This is a genomic window from Crocosphaera sp. XPORK-15E, from assembly GCF_034931425.1.
GTDB lineage: Bacteria > Cyanobacteriota > Cyanobacteriia > Cyanobacteriales > Microcystaceae > UHCC-0190.
The window spans coordinates 66,455-88,585 of record NZ_JAYGHQ010000004.1 but is presented as its reverse complement, the minus strand read 5'-3'; the positions used below and the strand labels follow the sequence as shown (position 1 = coordinate 88,585).

At 37.8% G+C, this 22,131-nt stretch carries 22 protein-coding genes, 1 pseudogene and 1 riboswitch; of the genes and pseudogenes, 11 read left to right on the top strand and 12 right to left on the bottom strand.

Going from position 1 to position 22,131, the window contains the following annotated elements:
- Positions 1-78 precede the first annotated feature (78 nt).
- Positions 79-2,163, top strand: a complete 2,085-nt coding sequence (locus VB691_RS04485; RefSeq protein ID WP_323290269.1) for an acylase — start codon at positions 79-81, stop codon at positions 2,161-2,163.
- Here the strand turns inward: VB691_RS04485 and VB691_RS04480 are convergent.
- Positions 2,160-3,146 carry a hypothetical protein gene (locus VB691_RS04480; RefSeq protein ID WP_323290268.1) on the bottom strand — a complete coding sequence of 329 codons (987 nt, stop codon included), beginning with the start codon at positions 3,144-3,146 and terminating at the stop codon, positions 2,160-2,162. The genes VB691_RS04485 and VB691_RS04480 overlap by 4 nt on opposite strands.
- Positions 3,147-3,159: 13 nt before the next feature.
- A complete protein-coding gene (locus VB691_RS04475; protein ID WP_323290267.1) occupies positions 3,160-5,586 on the bottom strand; it encodes an endonuclease MutS2 in 2,427 nt (808 codons plus the stop codon).
- Positions 5,587-5,729: 143 nt separating this feature from the next.
- Here VB691_RS04475 and VB691_RS04470 point away from each other — a divergent pair, with 143 nt between their 5' ends.
- Both VB691_RS04470 and VB691_RS04465 read left to right on the top strand, forming a co-directional pair.
- Entirely contained in the window at positions 5,730-6,161 is a 432-nt protein-coding gene (locus tag VB691_RS04470) for an NUDIX hydrolase (RefSeq protein WP_323290266.1), read from the top strand.
- Entirely contained in the window at positions 6,158-7,504 is a 1,347-nt protein-coding gene (locus VB691_RS04465; protein WP_323290265.1) for a Caspase domain-containing protein, read from the top strand. Before VB691_RS04470 ends, VB691_RS04465 begins: the two co-directional genes overlap by 4 nt.
- 114 nt (positions 7,505-7,618) lie before the next feature.
- Here the strand turns inward: VB691_RS04465 and VB691_RS04460 are convergent, their stop codons facing one another.
- Positions 7,619-8,068 carry a PH domain-containing protein gene (locus tag VB691_RS04460; RefSeq protein WP_323290264.1) on the bottom strand — a complete coding sequence of 150 codons (450 nt, stop codon included), beginning with the start codon at positions 8,066-8,068 and terminating at the stop codon, positions 7,619-7,621.
- A 336-nt stretch (positions 8,069-8,404) separates the two neighbouring features.
- Between VB691_RS04460 and VB691_RS04455 the strand changes: the two genes are divergently transcribed.
- The 3 genes from VB691_RS04455 (at position 8,405) to serS (ending at position 11,816) form a co-directional block, all read left to right on the top strand.
- Positions 8,405-9,157, top strand: coding sequence for a DUF2993 domain-containing protein (locus tag VB691_RS04455; RefSeq protein WP_323290263.1), 753 nt, complete (start codon positions 8,405-8,407; stop codon positions 9,155-9,157).
- Between the two features lie 20 nt (positions 9,158-9,177).
- Positions 9,178-10,389: a glycosyltransferase gene (locus tag VB691_RS04450; protein ID WP_323290262.1), complete on the top strand. Its 1,212-nt coding sequence runs from the start codon at positions 9,178-9,180 to the stop codon at positions 10,387-10,389.
- 143 nt (positions 10,390-10,532) lie between these two features.
- Positions 10,533-11,816, top strand: a complete 1,284-nt coding sequence (gene serS, locus VB691_RS04445; protein ID WP_323290261.1) for a serine--tRNA ligase — start codon at positions 10,533-10,535, stop codon at positions 11,814-11,816.
- Positions 11,817-12,168: 352 nt separating this feature from the next.
- Here serS and VB691_RS04440 read toward each other — a convergent pair.
- Positions 12,169-12,428 (bottom strand): annotated as a pseudogene (locus tag VB691_RS04440) (redoxin domain-containing protein).
- Positions 12,429-12,573: 145 nt separating this feature from the next.
- Between VB691_RS04440 and VB691_RS04435 the strand changes: the two are divergent.
- Positions 12,574-13,425: a papain-like cysteine protease family protein gene (locus tag VB691_RS04435; RefSeq protein ID WP_323290260.1), complete on the top strand. Its 852-nt coding sequence runs from the start codon at positions 12,574-12,576 to the stop codon at positions 13,423-13,425.
- A 54-nt stretch (positions 13,426-13,479) separates the two neighbouring features.
- Here VB691_RS04435 and VB691_RS04430 read toward each other — a convergent pair whose 3' ends face one another.
- Positions 13,480-14,148 carry a HupE/UreJ family protein gene (locus VB691_RS04430; protein ID WP_323290259.1) on the bottom strand — a complete coding sequence of 223 codons (669 nt, stop codon included), beginning with the start codon at positions 14,146-14,148 and terminating at the stop codon, positions 13,480-13,482.
- Between the two features lie 43 nt (positions 14,149-14,191).
- Positions 14,192-14,342, bottom strand: a riboswitch (cobalamin riboswitch).
- A gap of 111 nt (positions 14,343-14,453) precedes the next feature.
- Between VB691_RS04430 and VB691_RS04425 the strand changes: the two genes are divergently transcribed.
- On the top strand, positions 14,454-14,810 hold the full coding sequence (locus VB691_RS04425) for a DUF6464 family protein (RefSeq protein ID WP_323290258.1): 357 nt from the start codon (positions 14,454-14,456) through the stop codon (positions 14,808-14,810).
- Here the strand turns inward: VB691_RS04425 and fmt are convergent.
- On the bottom strand, positions 14,807-15,811 hold the full coding sequence (gene fmt / locus VB691_RS04420; RefSeq protein ID WP_323290257.1) for a methionyl-tRNA formyltransferase: 1,005 nt from the start codon (positions 15,809-15,811) through the stop codon (positions 14,807-14,809). The genes VB691_RS04425 and fmt overlap by 4 nt on opposite strands.
- Positions 15,812-15,917: 106 nt before the next feature.
- Here fmt and VB691_RS04415 point away from each other — a divergent pair, with 106 nt between their 5' ends.
- Positions 15,918-16,868, top strand: coding sequence for a homogentisate phytyltransferase (locus VB691_RS04415; RefSeq protein ID WP_323290256.1), 951 nt, complete (start codon positions 15,918-15,920; stop codon positions 16,866-16,868).
- A gap of 66 nt (positions 16,869-16,934) precedes the next feature.
- Here the strand turns inward: VB691_RS04415 and VB691_RS04410 are convergent, their stop codons facing one another.
- Complete coding sequence (locus VB691_RS04410; RefSeq protein ID WP_323290255.1) at positions 16,935-17,120, bottom strand: hypothetical protein; 186 nt, start codon at positions 17,118-17,120, stop codon at positions 16,935-16,937.
- Between the two features lie 171 nt (positions 17,121-17,291).
- Here VB691_RS04410 and VB691_RS04405 point away from each other — a divergent pair, with 171 nt between their 5' ends.
- Positions 17,292-17,660: a hypothetical protein gene (locus tag VB691_RS04405; protein WP_323290254.1), complete on the top strand. Its 369-nt coding sequence runs from the start codon at positions 17,292-17,294 to the stop codon at positions 17,658-17,660.
- A gap of 66 nt (positions 17,661-17,726) precedes the next feature.
- On the opposite strand, the gene fabF is transcribed toward VB691_RS04405, so the two are convergent.
- The 5 genes from fabF to cbiM all read right to left on the bottom strand — a co-directional run bounded on the left by fabF (position 17,727) and on the right by cbiM (position 21,404).
- A complete protein-coding gene (fabF, locus tag VB691_RS04400) occupies positions 17,727-18,977 on the bottom strand; it encodes a beta-ketoacyl-ACP synthase II (RefSeq protein WP_323290253.1) in 1,251 nt (416 codons plus the stop codon).
- A 98-nt stretch (positions 18,978-19,075) separates the two neighbouring features.
- Positions 19,076-19,315 (bottom strand): acyl carrier protein, encoded by a 240-nt coding sequence (gene acpP, locus VB691_RS04395; RefSeq protein WP_323290252.1) that lies wholly within the window; start codon positions 19,313-19,315, stop codon positions 19,076-19,078.
- Between the two features lie 192 nt (positions 19,316-19,507).
- The gene (gene cbiQ / locus VB691_RS04390; RefSeq protein ID WP_323290251.1) at positions 19,508-20,281 is read right to left on the bottom strand and encodes a cobalt ECF transporter T component CbiQ; all 774 of its coding nucleotides are present in this window, start codon (positions 20,279-20,281) and stop codon (positions 19,508-19,510) included.
- A 34-nt stretch (positions 20,282-20,315) separates the two neighbouring features.
- Positions 20,316-20,681 (bottom strand): PDGLE domain-containing protein, encoded by a 366-nt coding sequence (locus VB691_RS04385; RefSeq protein WP_323290250.1) that lies wholly within the window; start codon positions 20,679-20,681, stop codon positions 20,316-20,318.
- 6 nt (positions 20,682-20,687) lie between these two features.
- Entirely contained in the window at positions 20,688-21,404 is a 717-nt protein-coding gene (gene cbiM, locus VB691_RS04380; protein ID WP_323290249.1) for a cobalt transporter CbiM, read from the bottom strand.
- 205 nt (positions 21,405-21,609) lie between these two features.
- On the opposite strand from cbiM, the gene VB691_RS04375 reads away from it, so the two are divergent.
- Positions 21,610-22,113 carry a formylmethanofuran dehydrogenase subunit E family protein gene (locus tag VB691_RS04375; protein WP_323290248.1) on the top strand — a complete coding sequence of 168 codons (504 nt, stop codon included), beginning with the start codon at positions 21,610-21,612 and terminating at the stop codon, positions 22,111-22,113.
- Positions 22,114-22,131: the final 18 nt, after the last annotated feature.

Here is a 22,131-nt window from a genome sequence, read left to right as displayed (position 1 = left end):
AACAGCAGAAGTCCGAAAAATATTCCTGATCAGCTTTTAAACTAAGACACAAACAGCCAAAAATATATTAATGGTATAATGAAGCAATTTCTCGCAATTTTATTAAGTACACTGTTGGGAGTTTTATTGATTTTTAATGTTCCTGTCATGAGTAAAAATTCAACAGAAATTTTGTGGGATAGTTGGGGGGTTCCTCATATTTATGGAAAGGATAACAACAGTTTATTTAAAGCTTTTGGTTGGGCCCAAACCAAAAGTCATGGCAATTTAATTTTAAAATTATATGGACAAGCGAGAGGGAAAGGGGCAGAATATTGGGGTATTAATTATCTTGAGTCTGATCAATATGTCAGGACAATGGGAATTCCAAAAAGAGCCAAACAATGGTATCAAGAACAAAGTCCTGAAATGCAGCAATATTTAGATAGTTTTGCTCAAGGAATTAACGAGTATATTACTCAACATCCCCAGGAAATTGATGAAGCATTAAAAGTAGTTTTACCCATCACAGGAACGGATATTTTAGCCCATTTTCAACGGGTGATACACTTTCATTTTCTTACTAACCCTCAAAGCGTAAAATCCTTAAAGACTATTGCTTCAGAAGCGGGATCAAATGGTTGGGTAATTGCACCTGAAAAATCTCTTAATAATCATACATTATTATTAGCTAATCCCCATTTACCTTGGTCAGATTTTTTTCTTTGGTATGAGGCACAGTTAACGGCCCCTGGGCTAAATCTTTATGGCGCAACCTTAGTGGGAATGCCAGTCTTAGCCATTGCTTTTAATGATAATTTAGGTTGGACAGTTACGGTTAATCCTATTGATGGGGCTGATATTTATAAATTAAAATTACAAGAGGAAAATTATGTTTGGGATGGTAAACTACAACCCTTAGAACAAGAAACTGAAAGGTTAAAAATTAGGCAAAAAAATGGCAGTTATACGGAATTAGAATTCGGAGTAAAAAAGTCAATTCATGGGGTAATTATTAATCAACAAAAAGATTATGGTTACGCTTTGCGAGTGACGGGGTTAGATCGTCCCCACAGTTTAGAACAATTATGGCGGATAGGAAACGCCAAGAATTTAGAAGAATTTGAAGCAGGATTAAAACAATTACAACTGCCTTTATTTAACTTTTTGTATGGGGATAAACAAGGAAAAATATTGTATGTTTTTAATGGATTAGTCCCCATTCGTTCTCAAGGAAATTGGCAAGATTGGCAGGGAATTATACCCGGAGATACATCAAAATTTTTATGGACAGATTATCATTCATATCAAGATTTACCCCGTCTTGCTAACCCCGCAACAGGATGGTTACAAAATACTAATGATCCCCCCTGGACAAGTACCTATCCCCCTATTTTAAACCCGAAAGATTTTCCCGAATATTTAACCCCTGCTTCTCTAGGAGATGCCCCTAATATTTTGCGATCGCAGCGTTCAATTCAACTATTAAGTGAGTCAGAAAAACTCAGTTTAGATGAGGTAATTGAGAAAAAATTCTCCTCAGAATTAGTGATGGCGGATCGTATTTTAGATATTCTAATTTCTACTACAAAAGCATTAGCAAATCCCATCGGTATTGAAGCAGCAGAAGTATTAAAAAAATGGGATCGTCAAACCAATGCTGACAGTCGTGGGGCCGTATTATTTACCTTATGGGCCTCAACTTTAGAAGCAAAAGGCATTTTTTCTAAACCTTGGAACCCTGAAAACCCATTAGAAACCCCATCAGGGTTAGCTGATGTTAATACTGCCGTTGCGGTGATTGAAGGCATTGCCGCCCAAGTTAAACTGTTATATGGGTCATTAGATGTTTCTTGGGGAGAGGTGGTGAGAATGCGGGTAGGTGAAAAAGATTTACCCGCAAGTGGTGGCCCCGGTATGTTTGGGAGTTTTCGGGTGTTGAATTTACAAGCAACCAAAGATGAAAAATTTCAGGTTGTTTTTGGAGATAGTTTTATCATGGCCGTTGAATTTTCTGATCCTATTCAGGCTAAAGTTTTAATGGTTTATGGTAATGCAACTCAACCAAATTCCTCCCATATTGGGGATCAATTATCGTTATATTCAGAAGGAAAAATGCGTCCAGTTTTCCGCGATCGAAACGAAATTGAACAGCATTTAGAACTGAAAGAATTGGTTAATTAACCTGTAATTCGGGCTAAAAATTCATCTAAAGAGTTGACGGTTGCTGCTAATTTTAAGATTTCTTCTAATACAGATAAATCAAGAATTTGAAGAATTTGAGCCTGTATTTCTGGAGTAATTTGACTAAATCGAGCGTTTAAGACAGTTATTATGGCATCATGACTCTTTTGTAATGCACCAATTTCTTTGCCAATTTCTTTACCAATTTCTTTGCCAATTTCTTTACCTCTTTCTATTGCCATTTCTTCCATATTACTAAGCAAAGGCATAGTCCTTTCCTCCTCAAAACGCTGAATTTTTTCGTTTAAACTTTGCTGTAATTGTTTGGGTAAGGTCATCATTTTATCAATGATTTGAAAGAGTTTGATGATTTCTTCTTTCGTCTTTCCTCTATCATATAATCCTCGAATTAATGACCATTTCCATTGTTCCCGTTGTTGGGGGTTAGTGGTAGTTGTTTTAGTTTTCAAATGTGCCATTACGATGACAGCAAAGGGATTATTATTTAATTCTAGTGCGTTCCATTCTGCTTCGTAATCAAGTAATTTAGCAACAGGAAATTCAAAACTAATTCGACAATCCCCAATACTATAATTATACACATTAGGTCGCCAATTGGTTCGTTCATCTCCTAAAATGGCGAGACTAACCACAGGTTTATGATACAAATCAAAAGCTCGATAATTGTAAATATACATCCTCTGGGCAAATTTTGATTCATATTGACTTTGTACTTCAACATGAATTAAAATCCAGATTTCTTGTTGATCTAATAACCAAACTTGATACAATTTATCGGCAATGCGGGTTGGTGTTTCCGATGATGCAATAATTTGTTGCAATTCTTTATCAAGAGATTGAGGAGTTTGAGTCCAATCAATTAATTGATAAATATGGGGAAAAAAGAAGCTTAAAAATGCTTCAAAATACTCATTTAAAGCTTCTTTCCAAGGTTCATCATAGTTAGCTGTTTGCTCGTTCATTGATTACCCATTCTTATTTAAAATAAGCTAATGTAACCCCTGATCCACCTTCATTTTGGGTAGCTAATTCAAACTTGTCAATCTGGGGATGACGTTTCAAAAATTCATGAACTCCTGCCCTTAATTTTCCTGTTCCTTTGCCATGAATAATCCATAAAACCCCCGATGCGGTTGCTTTTGCAATGGCATTTTCTAAGTCTGACTCAGCTTCATCTACTCGACTCCCACGAATATCAACAGTATTTTGAGAGGTGCGAATAGTGGGCAGAGATTGGGGTTTTGACGGTTGAGGTGAAGGGGTAACAGATGGGGTTTTTTCCTTAACTTTGGTTTCTACTTTTTTGCCATCTAATGACTCAATTTCCGTAAAAGGGACGGTCATTTTCATCAGTCCAAAGCGCACAATTACCGCTTCATTTTCCTCTGAAACTTCTAATACTTCTGCGGTTTGTCCTAAATTGGGAAGTCTGATCTTTTCCCCAACTTTAGGTTGATAATTCAGAGAACGTTTAGGAGTTTTAGCTAACTGTTTTTGCGTAATTTTAGCAAGTCCTTCCGTTGCTTGTTGGGCTTTTTGTCCCGTCTTTTCTCCTTGTTGTAATTGACGAATTACCTGGGCAATTTCTTCTTTTGCTTGTGCAATTGCTTTTTGTACTTCTTGGTCTTGATAACGTTTTAATTCCCGTTCTCTTTCCTGCAAAGAAGCAGCTTTTTCTGACACTTCTGTATAAAATTTCTCCGTTTGTTGTAGTAATTTCTTTGCTTCTAAAGCTTTTTGTTCCTGTTGTCTACGTTGTTCTTCTAAACCAGCAATAACCTCATTAATTTCTTGAGAAAGTCCCCCAATACGGGTCTTAGCTTCCTCAATAATGTCCGTACTTAACCCTAACCGTTGGGCAATACTTAGGGCATTAGACCGCCCTGGAATGCCCCACAACAGGCGATAAGTAGGGGAAAGGGTGCGATCGTCAAATTCCACTGAGGCGTTCTCAAACCGCGCATCTTGGTATTTTAGGGCTTTGAGTTCCCCATAATGGGTCGTGGCCATGGTTAATAAGGCATGATCCGCTAAATAATGGAGTAAGGCGATCGCCAATGCACTGCCTTCTGCGGGATCTGTTCCGGCCCCAACTTCGTCTAGAAGCACGAGGGTGGGGTGAGGGGGTGAGGGGATGAGGGGGTGAGGAGAGTTGTCAACTTCTGCCTGTTCTAAAGCTTCAATAATGCGAACAATACGGCGAATATGACCGGAAAAAGTAGATAAGCTCTGTTCTATTGACTGTTCATCCCCAATATCCGCTAAAATTTGCTCAAACCAAGGCAGTTCTACTGGTTCCTTGGCTGGCACAAATAAGCCGACTTTAGCCATTAAGGCCGCTAACCCCAAAGTTTTCAAGGTGACGGTTTTCCCCCCTGTATTCGGCCCCGTAATGGCAATAACACGAATATTTGGATTAATCTGGACATTAATGGGAACTACCGGAAAACCCTGCTCATGTTTTTCTTGCCAAACTAACAAGGGATGCTGTAACTGTCTGAGGGTGACGGTTTCCCCTTCCTCAATAAAGCGAGGGGCGTTTCCTCCCAACCAAAAACTATAACGGGCCCTCGCAGTGGCTAAGTCGAGGAGGGTGGCGATCGCCAGTAAATATTCTAAGTCTTCTTCCACTGCGGCCACTTGTTCCGTCAACTGTCGCAAAACCGCTTCTTCTTCTGCTTGTTCTTGTCGTAAATATTGACGGCGTTTGTTGCCCATTTCTACAATAGAATTGGGTTCAATATATAAGGTTACTCCCGTGCTAGAAGTATCATGAATAATGCCAGGAATTTGCTCTTTTTGGGGGGCTTTAACGGGAATGACAAAGCGATCGCCCCGTTGAGTAATTACTGTCTCTTGGATCGCGCCGCTTTTCTGCTGTATAATATTTTGCAGTTTCTGATAAATTCTATCTCTTACTTCCCGTAAACGATGACGAATTTCGCCCAATTTGGGACTAGCTCGCTCGGCAACTTTGCCCCCTTCATCAATACAATGGTGTATGGCTTGTTCTAGTTCAGGATAAGTGCGAATATCCGTAATTAATTCGGTTAAAACAGGTAAATCTTCATAATTATCAATAACCCGTCGTAACCGTCTCATTCCCGCCAAAGTTGTGGCAATATTTAATAATTCCTGCCCTGAAAGCATACCCCCTATTTTAGCTCTATCTAAGGAGTCCCCGACATCAGTAATGCCTTCAAAAGTCCATCCTGCGTCTAAAGTTTGTTCAAGAAGGTAAATTTCTTGAGTTTGGGCTAAAAGCTCCTGACTTTCTGCTAAAGTTGTGGGTATGGGCAAGTTTCTTGCTGCAACTGCTCCCATTTTTGTCGCGGCAAAGGTGGCCAAATGTTGGCAGAGACGGGGCCATTCTAAAAGGTTTAAGGTTTCTTGGTGAATCAAGGCGGTATTCTTGGATGAAAAGATTTTTATTAACTTCTTATATCTTAGGGCAAAAACTCAATTTTATGACAACAATTTTCAGACTACTGAGTATATTAATAGATAAAATAATGATTAACCGCTATAGTCGATAGGCTTTTGATATGGCAAACCAACCTTTGAACAGTTATATTGAACAGTCTGCCGTTATTCCCTATCGTTGGTATCAGGGAGAGATCGAAATTTTGCTGATTACTTCTAGTAATAAAAAGCGGTGGATTATCCCTAAAGGAATTATAGAACCAAAGATGACTCCACAGGCATCAGCAGCGAAAGAAGCTCTCGAAGAAGCAGGAGTTAAAGGCAAAGTAGATCAAACTTTACGGGGGATTTATACTTATGAAAAATGGGGAGGAGTTTGCCGAGTTCAAATTTTTCTGTTGTCGGTTGAAAGCTTGTATATTGATTGGTTAGAAGCGTCTTTTAGACAACGAGAATGGGTTAGTTTAGAAGAAGCAATTAACCGAATCAAAGAAACAGAGATTAAGATTGTTTTAGAAAAATTACCTTTGATTTTAAATCAAGAAATATCATGATTAAACGATATCAAAACATCATTATTTGTCTTTTATCATTAAGCTTAATCGGCTTATTAGAAAAGTCTTCTTCTGGTGAATATACCTTTAAACAATCTTTTAAAGGATGGTTTTTAAACCTCATACAAGGAGAAACAGAAGAACCGCAAAAACCTTTAATTAAAACTTCTTTAATCAGTAATTTGTTTCAAACTGCTTCGCCAAAATCAACGGAACCTTGTGAACCAAAATCAACGGAACCTAATTTTTTAATAATTGGGGGTGGTGGTAGTCCTGAATCTAATGAAATTGCTCTAGAAAAAAATATTTTGTATTTTCAAAGAACCCTGAAAAACATGGGATTTAATACTCCTTCTACTAGCATATTTTTTGCTAATGGAAATGAGGGCAACCCTAGCATTCGTTACATAAATCCTCAAGGACAACAAAAGTTTAAAATCCCTAATATTCCTAATTTAAACGGTTCTGCAACAGTTGATAATCTCATCAATTGGATTGATAAAAATAAAAACAATCAATCTGCTAATAAACCAATCTTTTTCTATTTTACTGGTCATGGAATTTTAAATCATGAAAACGCTGATAATAATGCTTTTATGCTTTGGAATAATACCCCTGTAACTGTTAGTAATTTTTCGAGAACTTTAGATCAATTACCCCAGGATAGTCATATTGTTGCGATGATGGCCCAATGTTTTTCTGGTTCTTTTGCCAACTTTATCTATCAAAATGGTGATCCGAATAAACCCCTAGCAAAACAAACTCGATGTGGCTTTTTTGCTACCATTAAAACCTTGCCATCTGTGGGATGTACCCCTGAAGTTAATGAAGCAGACTATGAAGATTATAGCTCAAGTTTCTTTGCTGGATTAAGTGGGGTTAATCGTATTGGTCAAAAAGTTGCTTCTGCGGATTATAATAAAGATGGACGGGTGAGTTATTCAGAAGCTCATGCCTTTGCTAAAGTTGATGAAGAAACATCAGATTTACCTGTTTCTACCTCGGAAACTTGGTTACAACAAAAAGCATCTAAAAAAGATGTTGATGAGTTGGTTGATATTCCTATTATTGAATTACAAAAAAATGCTCGTCCTGAACAAAAATATGTGATTGCTTCTTTGGTTAAATTATTACAATTTAATCCCCAAAAATCATCTCTAGAAAATTTAGAAAGTTTAACCCCTGATCAAGTAGTAACTCAGGAACAAAAAGCTTATAAAATTCGCCTTTTAATGGAACTTCTCAATGTTAAAATGGAAGCTAAAGTGCGTCAAAATAATAATCAACAAGACATTAATATTTTAGACGGGTTAATTAAATGTGAACTAAGTTCCTGGAAATAACTTTTTCAGAACTTAACCACAGACGCTAAACGTAGGTTTAATTCATAAATTGCCCTTACAAAAAACACAAATTAGTCCTATTTTAAACGAATTACAATCTTTTTTTGAAAAATATTAAGGCAATTTTTGCAAAGATTTTAAAAAATTTTCCGGTTCTTTAATACTCATTAAAAGAGAATAATCTTCATTAGTTGGCAGATAAATTACTTGTTTTTTATCAGTAACAAATAAAAGTGCTTTTTCTCCATTCTTTAGCTTAAACCATCCAGAAAGATACCCAGGCAGTCCAATTCCATTCGTTCGCCAACGGGGAGAATAAGGCGATTGCTTATCTAATTCGATGACTGAAGCATCATTAACCACTAAAGAACTTACAGGAATATTGCGTCCATATAAATCGCCACGAATGCGAAGTTCTTGAGCATTTAATTCAACTTGAAGATGAGAAGAACTATAAGCAATATAGAGGAAAAGACAGAGTATTCCAACCATTAATAAAATAAAAATACCTAAAGACCAAAAAGTTTTGGCAGGTGGTGGTATGATCGGAAAAATTTGGCTCATAATTATTCGTTAAAAACAAGAAATCATAAAATTATCATAGCAGCCGAAGCAAAAATGAGCTTAGATTAATCAGTAGATCTGAATTCATCGTTAATGCTTATCTATGAATCGAGAAAACCCATCAAATCAGGGTAAAATCGATTTGCCTTAGACTAGGCATGGGTTTGACCCCTAAAACCCTGGGTAAATTAGGGGCAGAAGCATTCTAAAAAACCAATCATTGTCATAATTGTTTGTCTATGGTTAATCAAAACTGGGAGGAATTGTTAACAAATGTTACAGCACTTAATAATTCTTAATGTTAAGATCAAAGAGCATACAACCCAGTAATGGAAAATGACAGCAGCCGTGTTTGGTACACTCCCCTTCCCCAATCAAAGTGGCGATCAAATCGTCAGCAAAGCCGTTAGTGCGGCGATCGCAGCACTATTCAAGCGAACCGGAAAAGTAGAAGCAACGGTGCGGGCCGAACCTGTCGCCAAGTTATTACAAGGCAGCGTGGACGGTTTTGACTTCATTGGCAACGGAATGCTGATGTACAATGGTCTGCGGATTGAAGACATGGAATTATATGTCCAAGCAGTTTCCATTGACTTCAGTGCCATTTTTAAAGGGCAAGTGAAGCTCAGACAGCCAACTCAAGCCAGTATGCGGGTTGTCCTCACCGAAGACGACTTAACCAAATCTTTTAATACTCCCTTTGTGGTGGAAAAATTGCAAAGGTTAGAGCATGAGGGACAATCTTTATATTTCCAGAATACCCAAATGCTGGTTAATGAGGATAAGTCTCTGACCATTAAGAGTCAAATTCAGCTAGGAAAAGGCGGGGAAACCGTCGCCTTAGATATAACAGCGCAAATTGATGTACAGGAGCGACGTAGAATACAATTTGTCGATGTTACTTATCAAGGAGATGAGAAGGCAAAAACTTTAGGAAAAGCTTTGATTGATCATGTGAATGACTTGCTAGACTTAGATAAATTCGCCTTAGATGGAACACAACTAAGGGTTGATCGCATTCGTATCCGTAATAAAGAATTAATTTTTTACGGAATTGCGAAAATTGATCGCTTTCCACAACGCAAGTAAGAGAATTATTGAGAGTAACCATGACAAAACTAAGCCTCTGCATGATCGTTAAAAATGAACAAGAAAACCTACCCAAATGTTTAGAAAGTGTTAAAGGTATCGTTGATGAAATGGTGGTCATGGACACCGGATCAACGGATAAAACGATAGAAATTGCTCAAAAATTTGGGGCAATTATTCCAACATTTGAATGGGGTAACGATTTTGCAGAAGCTCGTAATGAGGCCTTAAAATATGTCACAGGAGATTGGGTATTAATTCTTGATGCTGATGAGGTTTTAAACCGAAAAGTGGCCCCACAAATTAAAGAAGCAATTGCTACAGATGAGAATTTAGTCATTAATTTAGTACGGCATGAAATTGGGGCATCTCAGTCACCTTATTCTTTAGTTTCTCGGTTATTTCGTAAACACCCGGAGCTAAAATTTGCCCGTCCCTATCATGCGATAATTGATGATAGTGTAATGGAATTATTAAAGACAGAAATCTACTGGAAGATTGTAGATTTACCTGCGATCACGGTGTTTCATTATGGTTATACACCGGGAGCAATCGCAAGTTTAGACAAATATAATCGCGCCCAAAAAGCGATGGAAAGCTTTTTAGAAAAACATCCTAATGACCCCTATACTTGTAGTAAGTTAGGGGCTTTATATTTTCAAATTGGCAAAGAAAAAGAAGGCATAAAATTACTCAAACAAGGCTTAAAATCTAACAAAGCGGACAGCCATGTTTTATATGAACTGCATTACCATTTAGGCAATATTCACGCCAAACAAGAAGATCATGAAAAAGCAATTAAACATTATCAAAAAGCCATTGAACAAGAAATAATGCCGCCGTTAAAATTAGGTGCTTATAATAACATTGGTGTTGTGTTACAGCAGGTAGGAGACTTAGGAAATGCTGCCCAAGCTTACAAAACAACCCTACAAATTGACCCCAATTTTGTCAACGGATATTATAACTTTGCTATGGTTTTGAGTGCCATGGGTAAATTAGAAGATTCAGCAGCAGTGTATGAAAAATTACTTTTGTTGAGTCCTAATTATGCGGCAGCTTATCAGAATCTTGGGGTAGTATTATTTAAGTTAAATAAATTACCAGAAAGTTCCCAAGCTTTCATAAAAGCTGTCAGTCTTTATGAAGCACAAAATAGTCCAGAAGAAGCAGAAAATCTGCGGAATGGGTTAATAGAATTAGGGTTATGGGAAGGGGAAGTTAACATTTGATTATTGCCCTATAATTAGGATTTAGGGTCAATTCATGAATTGACCCTATAAAGATAATATATTATGCCCCTACGACTTCTGCTATTGCTCACAAAATCCGCTATTCTAGCATAGGGAATCTTTAAAACAGGGTGATATTGTCCGTGTTAGACCTTAAACAGATACGAGAAAATCCAGAAACCATACAAGCATTACTCAACCGTCGCAGTCCTTCTATGGAATACGATCTCACTCCCATTTTAGAACGCGATCGCACCACCAGACAACTAGAAGCGACTCGTAGCGAATTACAAGCGCGTAGCAACGAAATTAGTAAATTAATCCCCCAAAAAATCAAAAGCGGAACTAACCCCAAGGGAGAGGAGATAAAAACTCTTAAAGAAGAAGGGAGTAACATCAAAACTCAACTCAGTGAATTAGAACCCAAAGAAAAAGAATTAAAAGGGGAAATAGAAGCTTTATTATTACAATTACCTAACCTTCCGAGTGAGTCTACCCCAATCGGTAAAAATGAAACTGAAAACGTAGAAATTCGTAAATGGGGGGATGAATATTTACCAAAAATTGAAGTATTACCTCATTGGGAAATTGCCGAAAGATTAGGTATTTTAGAAGTTGAAAGAGCAGTTAAAATTGCTCAAAGTCGCTTTATTGCTTTAATTGGTGCAGGTGCTGCTTTAGAAAGAGCATTGATTAATTTTATGTTAGATCAACAAATTGCTGCGGGATATATAGAAGTAATGCCCCCAGTTTTAATTAATAGTGCTGCCCTACAAGGAACGGGACAATTACCAAAATTTGCTGAGGAAAGTTTTAAATGTCCTGATGATGATTTATGGTTGGCCCCTACCGCAGAAGTTCCTGTTACAAATCTATATAGTGGCGAAGTTTTAGAAGCAGAAAAATTACCCATCAAACATTGTGCATTTACCCCATGTTTTCGTCGGGAAGCGGGGAGTTATGGCAAGGATACCAGAGGACTTATTCGACTTCATCAATTTAATAAGGTAGAATTAGTCAAAATTGTTCATCCTGACACTTCAGAAGCAGAACATCAACAATTAGTTGCCAATGCAGAAGCGATTTTACAGGCTTTAAAATTGCCTTATCGGGTGTTAGAATTGTGTACAGGAGACTTAGGATTTGGGGCAGCAAAATGTTATGATTTAGAGGTTTGGTTGCCTTCTTCTAATAACTATCGAGAGATTTCTAGTTGTTCTAATTGTTGGGATTTTCAAGCAAGACGGGCGAATATTCGCTTTAAAGAAAAGGGAAAAAAAGGAACTCAATATGTTCATACTTTGAACGGTTCAGGGTTAGCAGTTGGTAGGACAATGGCTGCTATTTTAGAGAACTATCAACAAGCAAATGGGACCGTTAAAGTTCCTGATGTTTTGCAACCCTATTTAAAGCGTGATATCTTATAACAATTACCTGTAGGGGCATGGCATTAATAAAGTGTGATATTAATCAATAACCTTCAAAATGCCATGCCCTATTTTTTGATTAATTTATTGAATTAAATAGGATGAAAAAACAATATTTTCACGTTAAGATTAGGCAAGGCGAAAGTATGAATATTTCTGGTTAGTAGAGATAGATTTTTGATGCCTTGCCCCTACAAAGTCATTTTTTGTAGGGTGGGTTACGGTGGATGATTAATTAACCAATTAGCTTTATAATATATCACCACCTAACCGTTCGGACTTCGGCGTGAGCGGCTCAGTCGAACGCTGACGCTCACGGAAGCCCACCCTACGAAATGATTTAATGTTTTACTTAACTTTGTAATTCTCGTAACTTATTTAACACTGTTTCTGCATGATTTTTAACCCTGATATTCGACCAAATATAAGCAATTTTTCCCTCTGAATTAATGATAAAAGTAGAACGAATAATACCCATATATTCTTATCTTTAGGATAGAAATATAAGACCAACCATTGTCCTAAAAACTCGTTTAAATTAACCCCTTTACCATCTTGATTATTAATCGTAAAGTTGGGGGCCAGTTGTCCAATTTCTAATAATTTACTCATTTTATATTAGGAGAGTGATAATAGTTTGATTGTGGATAAAGTGATAGAGATCACGAGAATAAAAAGATTAAACTTTCCGTGATTTTCCCAGTGACACTAACTGATTATTATCGTTATTATAGATATAAATAGGGAGATTTGCAATATGTTCAATCTAATTATTTCTAGCATGATTGGTTTCGGATTTGGTGGATTTTGTGGTCATTCTTTATCCCAAAAAGGGATTACTGCTGAAAATGCCCTAGAAAAGCATCAAAAAACAGCTAGGGGCATTTTTCTGGGATTAGTAGGTATTTTAACCTTATTAATTGTCCTTGATCGCTCTAATATATATTATAAGTTTCCTCGGCTAGTTCCTCATCTTTTTTTATTGTATCTTCAATCGAGTTTTGATAAAGTTTTACTGGGGTTTGGTTTCTTTATTTGTGGTCTATTATTATTGTTAGAATTATCTGGATGGTCATCTAGTAAACGGCGAAATCAGTTATTAGTTGGACTGTCAGGAATCACCTTCTGTTTATGTTTACTATTGTATTGGTTTTCTCCTATTGTTAATGATTTAGGAGAGTTTAGAACCAGTGACGGAGTTGTGTTACAATCAACTACTGTTACTTGTGCGCCTGCAAGTATTGCAACCCTAGCAAGAATTAGCGGACAATATCCTAATATTCAAGAAAAAGATGTGGTCAAACTAACACAAACCAACCGATTAGGAACTAATACAATTTCAGAAATTAGGGCAATGAAACAATTAGGATTAAACCCTGAATATCACCATGATTTCCCCTTAAATAAATTACTAGAACGTCATCAATTAGCCTTACTTCATGTTAAGCAAAGATGGTTAAGTCAACAGTTTCCCCACGCGGTTGCATTACTAGGTATAGATCAAGAAAATCAGGAGTTAATTCTCGGAAATCCCTTATTCGGGGTTGAATCAAAAAAAATCAATGAATTAGAAGGATATTGGTTTGGTGAAGTAATTTTTGTTAATTAAATTGAACCTGTTAGAGACGTTATGTATAACGTCTCTATTGCTAAATACCAATAATCAACTACTAAAAGAAACCCCTAAAAAGACTAAGCCAACTGCCGTAATTCCTAAACCAACAATGCGGAAAATAGAAATAGATTTACTACTTAATTTTTCCATGATAACTTTACCGATTCCAAAAGCAGCAAAAGCAACCAATAATTGAATTGTAGCAAAGCCAGCTAAATAGGCAACTAAGGGGTTCATTTCTGCCCCAATAATCGCTTCTCCATAGGCATAACCGTGAAAAACTCCGGCAATCATGGCCACAGTTGCTACAATTATCATAGAAATATAGGAAGAGAATAACGGATTATTTTTTAGGGCTAATAACCCCCCAAAAATAATCACAGAAGCGGCAATTATGCCTTCTGCTAAAGGTAAATTAATCTCCTGTAAATGAATTCCTGTTCCTTCCATCGTAGCGACAACAAAAGCAATAGGAATTAAGAATCCTTGTTTAAATCTGGTACCTAATAATCCACTGGCAATGATAAAAGCAAAATGATCTAATCCAATGATAGGATGACCTAATCCTGAAAAAAATCCTTCAAAAAGATTTGATGGCGTTTTTCCCCCGAAAGGATGATGAGCCGAGGCAGATTGTGTTAAGATTAATAGGGTAAAAAGAGTTAGAATAATGCTAAGATTGAAGCGTTGTTGATATTTAGTGAAGGCGTATCTCATCCGTACCTCGCAGATAGAGTTAAAAGAATATCGTTTAATTGATAACGATAGCGGAATAATCGGCAGGTATTCTGACTTAGAAACTTATTATTTAAGCTTCATTACAGTTGCGGGACAGTGTTGGACTTACACCGAACTTTCCCCCTTACCCCTAGTGACTGTTCCCCACTAGAACCGATTGCTTGCGTATCATAGCAGTTTTTTGTAGGCTAAACCAGAAAAGGGCAAATGAGATGATTTTTAGCTACCCAAATCAGGCGATCGCTTTATCATGATACAGAATAATTTCCTGAACCCATAAAAGAATGAAAGCTGATTCTTTAATGACAGAAGTAATTTTAACGCACCCTCATCAATTTTTAGGCAAAATTCAATTAGACTGGAGGCCACAACCAGGGAACTATATTGAATTAGCAGGACAAACTTATGCAGTGTTAGAAAGTCATCATCATTATCGCTATCAAATTGGTGGTTACTGTCTCAATAAAATCTCCCTTTATGTACAAATTGCCCAACCTCCCACGGAAAAAAGTTTACTTGATGGCTGTTGGATAGTGGGAGATATTAACTGTCGTTTTAATGCTAATTCAGAAATTTTACGATGTGCAGTAAACCCGGAAGGCCCTTGTCAAAATTGTCGTTTTTTTGACATCAAAAATTAAGCATCACTACCTAAAATTTCTCCTAAAGCTAAATGTGTCCCATTCACTAAATCCCACCCTGATTGAACTTTTTTGCCAGATCTTTGAATTTCTTTTAATAATAATAATCCTTCTCCAGTTTGAATGACAGGGCCAACATTTTTAATTAGACTCATCACTTCCCCAGGTTTTCCCGTTAAAGAAGTAAGAGAATTTTGCTGTTTTTCTAGGATTTCAAACCCTTCCCCTAATTCAGCCAAATAAGTAGAGTTCAAAGGAATTGTTACTATTATTTTGAGGGTATCACCCCGAAAATTCGTCAAACAATTAGGGTAAAATCCTCTAATTTGATTATGGATCTCAATGGCAGATTTTGACCAATTGATGATATAATCTTCTTTATTAATTAAAGGGGCATAATTTGCTTTTTCTGAATCTTGGGCAATGGCTTTAATCTCTCTATTTTGTAATTTTTGTAATGTTTCTATCAATAATTCTGCTCCTTGATTAGCCAATTTCTCAGCAATTTGGTGGGCATTATCAAATAAATTAATGTTAGTATAAGCTGTTAATAACATCGCCCCTGTATCCATACCTTCATCCATTAACATTGTGGTAATTCCTGTTTGGCGATCGCCGTTATAAATACTCCATTGAATGGGTGCGGCTCCTCTATATTGAGGTAAAATAGAACCATGAACATTAATAGATCCTAGTTTGGGCATTTCTAAAATTTCCTTAGACAAAATTTGTCCATAAGCAACCACAACAAAAGCATCTGCTTGGGCATTTTTTAGCTGTGAAAGGGTATCTAAATCTTTTTTGATGCGTTTAGGTTGCCAGATAGGAATAGGATGGTTTAATGCCACTTTTTTGACGGCTGAGGGAATTAATTGTTTGCCTCGTCCCCGTCGTTTATCTGGTTGTGTTACCACCCCAATAACCTCAAAATTAGGATCATCTAATAATTTTTGTAAGGTAGGTACAGCAAATTGAGGGGTTCCAAAAAATACAACTTTCATCGATTCTCCTTTCATATAAGTTTAAGATTATTTATCTGATCTAAGTTGACTCTATCCTTGATCTATCCTACAGTATTTAAGTAATTATAGAAATCTTAAAAAATCTATGTCTCAAATTTCTGTCAATCAACCTAAAAACTTTTTGCAAAACCCTTTATCTTGGTTGTCAAGTTTCTGGGAGTTTTCCCGTCCCCATACAATTATTGGCACCGGTTTAAGTGTTTTTGCCTTATATTTAATTGCTCTAGCAACCTTTAAAACAGAGATTAGTTTTAACCATATTAGAGAATTATTAGGGGCTTTAATTGCTTGTTGGTGTGGCAATATTTATATTGTGGGATTAAATCAATTAGAAGACATCAAAATTGATCAGATTAATAAGCCCTATTTGCCCTTAGCTTCCGGGGATTTTTCTTTATTACAAGGGCGTTTAATTGTAGGATTTTCTGGTCTTTTTGCCTTAATTATTGCTTTTGTTTTTGGTTGGTGGTTAGGGGTAACTGTGTCCCTTAGTTTAATGATTGGAACTGCTTATTCTTTGCCACCAATTCGGTTAAAACAGTTTCCTTTTTTGGCTGCTTTATGTATTTTTACAGTCAGGGGTGTTATTGTTAATTTGGGACTGTTTTTGTATTTTAGTAATTGTTTTATTAACACCTCTATTATAGTGCCTACTGTTTGGATTTTAACCGCTTTTGTTGTTGTGTTTACTGTGGCGATCGCTATTTTTAAAGATGTTCCTGATCTGGAAGGAGACAAAGAATATAATATTACAACCTTCACCCTAATACTAGGCAAATCAACAATTTTCAAGATAACTTATGGTATTATTCTGTTTTGTTATTTGGGTATGATCACTATAGGATTTTTGAAAATTTCTAATATTAATGAATGGGTTTTAATTTTGTCTCATTTGAGTTTATTGGGGTTACTTTTATGGCGTAGTCAACGAGTAGATTTAGAAGATAAAGATTCAATTGCTCGTTTTTATCAATTTATTTGGAAATTATTCTTTTTAGAATATTTACTCTTTCCTGTCGCTTGTTTTTTCCATTAATGATAACCACAGAAAAGGGCCACTATGGGGGCCCTACTAGAAATATCAACTCATATTAACAACCTATTAATTATCAAGAATTATATCTCCTTCAAACACCTGTTTTTGAAGTTCTCGATATAATTTCATTTCTTCTTCAGTCACTTTTTTATCGGAAAAAATAGCAGCTTTGATATCATCATCTTCTTGACGAGACAACCGGCCATCTGCCAAAGCTCGTTCGATCATTGCTTTAATTTGTTGAATTTCCATCTAATTTTCCTCTCAATGATTGGTTTTAGTTTACAACAGAACCGAATAAGATTGTCAATTGTCAGAAGATTTTAACAACTTCAGCAACATATTAAAGCTTTGTTCGTCTGTATAGACTAATCACTCTGTTGAGCAACTCATCACCTCTTATTTATTGGAGTCTTGAAGATTTTGAAATCATTTTTAGCCCCTTTGGTAATGTCTACTCTCTGGATGACAACTTTGCCAAGTCTAGCTGTAATACGCTCTAATTTTTATCTTCCCAGCGAGAGTTTTTGTGCCGTTTATCAAGGTATTATTAATAGTGAACATGAATTTGTTCTCTCGGTTAAACAAGAAAATCAATTAATCGTTGAAGCCAATAATAACTTAACGGTTGACGTATCCCGTAAAGGAAAAATGATCGACCCCTATCAAACTAACTCATCAAAATTTCTCAAGGTTTCCGAACGATTTTATCGCACTAAACGGCAGGAAAAATACACAATTTCAGTTAAAGGAAACACTGCCCAAGCTAATATTCGTATGTGCCTTAAATAATTAAGAGAAATATCCTATTGTGAGGTAGGAAGCCCCAACTATAGCGAAGCTTAGTTGGGGATTATGTCAGGGATATTTCTTAAACGCTAACGTAACATTGTGACCACCAAATCCAAAAGAATTAGATAAGGCAACTTCAACAATCAAAGGACGACTTGTATGGGGTACATAATCAAGATCGCACTCAGGATCAGGATTCTCTAAATTAATGGTTGGGGGAACTTTGTCATTGGCGATCGCCATCACGGTGGCCACAGCTTCAATGCCGCCTGATCCTCCTAACAAATGACCAGTCATGGATTTTGTGGAACTAATGGCAATATTATAAGCATGGCTTCCCAGGGCTTTTTTGATCGCCTTGGTTTCCGTCACATCATTGGCCGCGGTACTGGTACCATGAGCATTGATGTAACTCACTTGTTCAGGAGAAATGCCTCCGTCTTTTAAAGCAAGTTCCATGGCACGGGTTGCCCCACGGCCATCGGGGACAGGAGCCGTCATGTGATAAGCATCACAAGTCATGGCATAGCCCACTATTTCCCCATAAATTTTGGCTCCTCGGTTTAAGGCCTGTTCGAGTTCTTCTAACACTAAGATCCCAGATCCTTCTCCCATCACAAATCCATCTCGATCTTTGTCAAAGGGGCGACTGGCCGTTGCTGGATCATCATTACGGGTGGATAAAGCCCTAGCTGCGGCAAATCCCCCTAAACCGAGGGGTGTAACTGCTGCTTCTGTGCCACCACAAATCATGGCTTTGGCATAACCTTGTTGAATGAGCCGGAAAGCATCACCAATGGCATTAGAACCCGCAGCACAAGCGGTCACAGTACAGGTATTAGGCCCTTTTGCTCCCGTCTGAATGGCGGTTAACCCGGCCGCCATGTTACCGATCATCATGGGAATCATAAAGGGACTACAGCGACTTGGGCCACGGGTTAAATAAATTTCTTGTTGATCTTCCAGGACTTTGATCCCACCCACCCCTGTGCCAATAATGACTCCTACCTGGTCTGCATTCAGGTCATTAATGACTAGCTGTGAGTCCTTTAAAGCCTGTAGACTTGTTATTACTCCAAATTGAGCAAAACGATCCATCCGCTTCGCTTCTTTGCGATCTAAGTAGTCGTGAGGGTCAAATCCTTTTACTTCCCCGGCAATGCGACAAGCGTGTTGGGCGGCATCAAAATGGGTAATCTCACCGATGCCATTGCGTCCGCTTAGCAAACCTTCCCAATATTCCGTTAGGGTATTGCCAATGGGGGTAATTGCGCCTAACCCTGTTACCACTACTCGCTTTAATTGTGAATTCGTCATAATTTTTGCTTGATAAGAGCCTATTCCACCCAGCATCACAGTTAGGAAGGTGAGTCAGGGAGGAAGATAAGGATATTAACGTTGAGTCATCAACAGGTTTAAGCTGACTGTTCTTCAATATAACTGACTGCTTTGCCAACAGTATCAATCTGCTCAGCTACCTCGTCGGGAATTTCAACTTCAAATGCTTCTTCTAGGGCCATGACCAATTCTACTGTGTCTAGGGAATCAGCCCCTAAATCATTGGCAAAACTAGACTCTGGGGTAATGTCTTCGGCCTTAACTTCGAGTTGCTCGGCCACAATTGCTTTGACTTTTTCAAAAAGTTCTTGGTTCATTAAGGTTTTAATTTGCCGCTAGATACCCCATCGGATTAACCTTAACGGGGGGAAATGGGGCGGAATATACCATTTCCTAGGTTGGTTTTACTGTTGAGTTTTGTTCAGCACCCTTTATCTTATCCGTAAATGGTCAGTCAGGGAATAGGGATTTTAAGATGAATTTTTCAGGGCGCTTAATTCGGCGATCGGCTAAATTAGATGGATGATTTGTCCTAAAATCACCATAATTCCCGTCCACAGCAAAGCTGCAATATCCCGTTTTTTATAAATCAGTTTCTCTGGGGATGATGGCACTCCTTGATATCCTCTTGATAACATGGCCTGATAAATTAACTCTCCTCGCTCATAACTCCGAATAAATAAGGAACCGATGGCATTCCCCATGACATGACGAATCATTTGAGGATTGCTCATTAAATTACGAGAAATGGCGGCCCGTCTCATGCTGGTAAATTCTCGATTTAAGACATCAATATAACGGTACATTGAGGCCATTATGGCCACTAATAAGGGCGGTGTTTTTAAGGCTAACAAGGCTTGAAAGAGATCGGGGATCGAAGTTGTCAAAATTAAGGTATTCACAACGAACAACGATAAAATCACCTTCAGGGTGACACTGCCTAACACCATTACCCCTGTGGTGGTAACTTTTAAGATGCCCCATGACCAAATCACTTGGCCTTCTGGACGGAATAGGGTTCCCAATAAAACAACCCCCACAAAGGCAAATTCAATCACAACTCTGGCTAATAAACGCCTCAAAGAAACACGACTCACGAAGATTGTCATTAATACCCCCAAACCATAAACCCCCCAAGTCTTCCATTGTCCATTGGGAGTTAAAGCAATGGCAAAAACACTGATTAAGGTACACAGTAAGCGTGTTTGGGGGGCGAGAGAATGCCACAATGTCGGGGGCTGTTTTTGGGCTGAGTTGAGAAAGGAATGGATGTGCAACAGCATACCGTGACAATTATTAACAGTCTTATGTTAACTATTATTCGTTATCTGTTCCTTCTTGATTTGATGGAGGATGATTAGTAGTTGGTCGGCTCAACAATTTTCCTGCCCCCCAAGCGATGCCAAACGTTACCAGAGTCCCCACTAAACCCGCGAGGGGCCTAGCTAAACCTTCGGGAACACCCCGGAGGTCATAGGATTCAAAAACGTGATAAAAAGGCAATTTTTGGGCGGGTGCGTCTTCAACTGCTTTATGGTCAAATTCTAAATCTTGGGACACCCGATCTAAACCATCAGGATTTTGACTAGCAAAGGGAGAGACAAAGATGGCAATTATTAAAGCAATGCCTAATCCGGTGACAATTAAGAGGCGATTGCGTTTATTAGGAAGATTATCAGTCATTTTGAATTAAGATCTTGCGTCAGGGTTAAACTTAAGAGAATGGGGCGGATCATAAAGAAGATCGGGACGCGATCGCCAGATAAAACTAATCGCAATTAAAGTAATAATGGCTTCTCCGACACCGATCACAAGATGCCAAGATACCATAGCAATTAGGGCAAGAGTTAAGGGTACAGTTTCCGATAAGGCCAATTGGAATGCCGTCATTACCGCAGCAATTACCACACTAAACCAAGAAGCGATCGCAGTGGCGATCGCCATACTATTCCAGGACTGACGACCTAAAGTAACCCGAATAGATTTATAAAGGTAATAGCCGCAAAATGTGCCTAAGAGTCCCATATTGACAATATTGGCCCCTAAGACAGTTAAACCCCCATCTTGGAATAAAACGGCCTGCACAATGAACACCACAGTCATTACCAGGGTTCCGGCCCAAGGCCCCAACAAAATGCCGGCCAGGGTTCCCCCTAACAGATGTCCTGATGTTCCCCCAGGAATAGGAAAATTAATCATCTGGGCCGCAAAAATGAAGGCAGCACATACCCCCATTAAGGGAACTGTTCGTTCTTGATAATCTTTTTGGACTCGTTTTAAGGATACAGCAATTAAAACAAGAGCAATTATCCAGCAAAATAAGCTAACTGGTAAACTTAAAAACCCATCAGGAATATGCAGGGCCAAATAAGTTGGCAATCTAGAAAATTGAATAAAGCTGAGCATAAAATTCAAGGTTAGAAGTCTCTCTATTTTTAATCTTGCCTTACCTTTGTAAGATCTTTCAATGCTCTTAGGGGGGATTTTTACAACATCTTTAGATTTAGGGGGAGTTAACCTGGTCTTAAAAATCTGTGGGTAAAGGGAGATTTTGCTAAAAATTGCTATGATTGAAGGACAAAATTATCTTTAAAGTTTGAGCAATCTTTAAATGTTTTTCAGATTATTCCTTACCCTAATTTTAGTCAGTTTTTCCTTAGTAAGTTTTCCCAATCTTGTCCAATCTGAAACCCCTGATGAGTGGGTACAATTAGGAAGGCGTATTCATGGGGGTTTTGGTTCCTATGTGGCCATGGGTATTCGTATCGGACTTGATGCGATGGAAAAATTAGAGGCAAAACCAGGTGAATTGACTGTTATCTATCAAGATGGCCAGTTTACGCCTTGTCCCTGTGTCGCTGATGGTTTGATGATTGCTACAGGAGCAACCCCTGGTCAAAATTCGTTAAAAGTTGTACCATCTACGGTTAATATTAAGACCTTTGGGGTCGCTATTATTAAAAACAAAAAGACTGGGCGATCGCTACAATATATCTTACCCTTATCCACTCGCTCACAGTTAGATACTTGGAATGAGAATTTAACAGAAAGAGAACGCTATGATGCGGTAATGAATGCCCCTGCTGATGACCTTTTTTCTGTGAAAATTGACTAAATTGTCTGAATCTTATCT

Excerpts from the sequence above, each read along its gene's own strand:
- VB691_RS04485 (WP_323290269.1), top strand. The coding sequence starts at position 79 with ATGAAGCAATTTCTCGCAATTTTATTAAGTACACTGTTGGGAGTTTTA.
- VB691_RS04480 (WP_323290268.1), bottom strand. The coding sequence starts at position 3,146 with ATGAACGAGCAAACAGCTAACTATGATGAACCTTGGAAAGAAGCTTTA.
- VB691_RS04470 (WP_323290266.1), top strand. The coding sequence starts at position 5,730 with ATGGCAAACCAACCTTTGAACAGTTATATTGAACAGTCTGCCGTTATT.
- VB691_RS04465 (WP_323290265.1), top strand. The coding sequence starts at position 6,158 with ATGATTAAACGATATCAAAACATCATTATTTGTCTTTTATCATTAAGC.
- VB691_RS04460 (WP_323290264.1), bottom strand. The coding sequence starts at position 8,068 with ATGAGCCAAATTTTTCCGATCATACCACCACCTGCCAAAACTTTTTGG.
- VB691_RS04455 (WP_323290263.1), top strand. The coding sequence starts at position 8,405 with ATGACAGCAGCCGTGTTTGGTACACTCCCCTTCCCCAATCAAAGTGGC.
- VB691_RS04450 (WP_323290262.1), top strand. The coding sequence starts at position 9,178 with ATGACAAAACTAAGCCTCTGCATGATCGTTAAAAATGAACAAGAAAAC.
- VB691_RS04435 (WP_323290260.1), top strand. The coding sequence starts at position 12,574 with ATGTTCAATCTAATTATTTCTAGCATGATTGGTTTCGGATTTGGTGGA.
- VB691_RS04430 (WP_323290259.1), bottom strand. The coding sequence starts at position 14,148 with ATGAGATACGCCTTCACTAAATATCAACAACGCTTCAATCTTAGCATT.
- VB691_RS04425 (WP_323290258.1), top strand. The coding sequence starts at position 14,454 with ATGAAAGCTGATTCTTTAATGACAGAAGTAATTTTAACGCACCCTCAT.
- fmt (WP_323290257.1), bottom strand. The coding sequence starts at position 15,811 with ATGAAAGTTGTATTTTTTGGAACCCCTCAATTTGCTGTACCTACCTTA.
- VB691_RS04415 (WP_323290256.1), top strand. The coding sequence starts at position 15,918 with ATGTCTCAAATTTCTGTCAATCAACCTAAAAACTTTTTGCAAAACCCT.
- VB691_RS04410 (WP_323290255.1), bottom strand. The coding sequence starts at position 17,120 with ATGGAAATTCAACAAATTAAAGCAATGATCGAACGAGCTTTGGCAGAT.
- fabF (WP_323290253.1), bottom strand. The coding sequence starts at position 18,977 with ATGACGAATTCACAATTAAAGCGAGTAGTGGTAACAGGGTTAGGCGCA.
- acpP (WP_323290252.1), bottom strand. The coding sequence starts at position 19,315 with ATGAACCAAGAACTTTTTGAAAAAGTCAAAGCAATTGTGGCCGAGCAA.
- cbiQ (WP_323290251.1), bottom strand. The coding sequence starts at position 20,281 with ATGCTGTTGCACATCCATTCCTTTCTCAACTCAGCCCAAAAACAGCCC.
- VB691_RS04385 (WP_323290250.1), bottom strand. The coding sequence starts at position 20,681 with ATGACTGATAATCTTCCTAATAAACGCAATCGCCTCTTAATTGTCACC.
- cbiM (WP_323290249.1), bottom strand. The coding sequence starts at position 21,404 with ATGCTCAGCTTTATTCAATTTTCTAGATTGCCAACTTATTTGGCCCTG.
- VB691_RS04375 (WP_323290248.1), top strand. The coding sequence starts at position 21,610 with ATGTTTTTCAGATTATTCCTTACCCTAATTTTAGTCAGTTTTTCCTTA.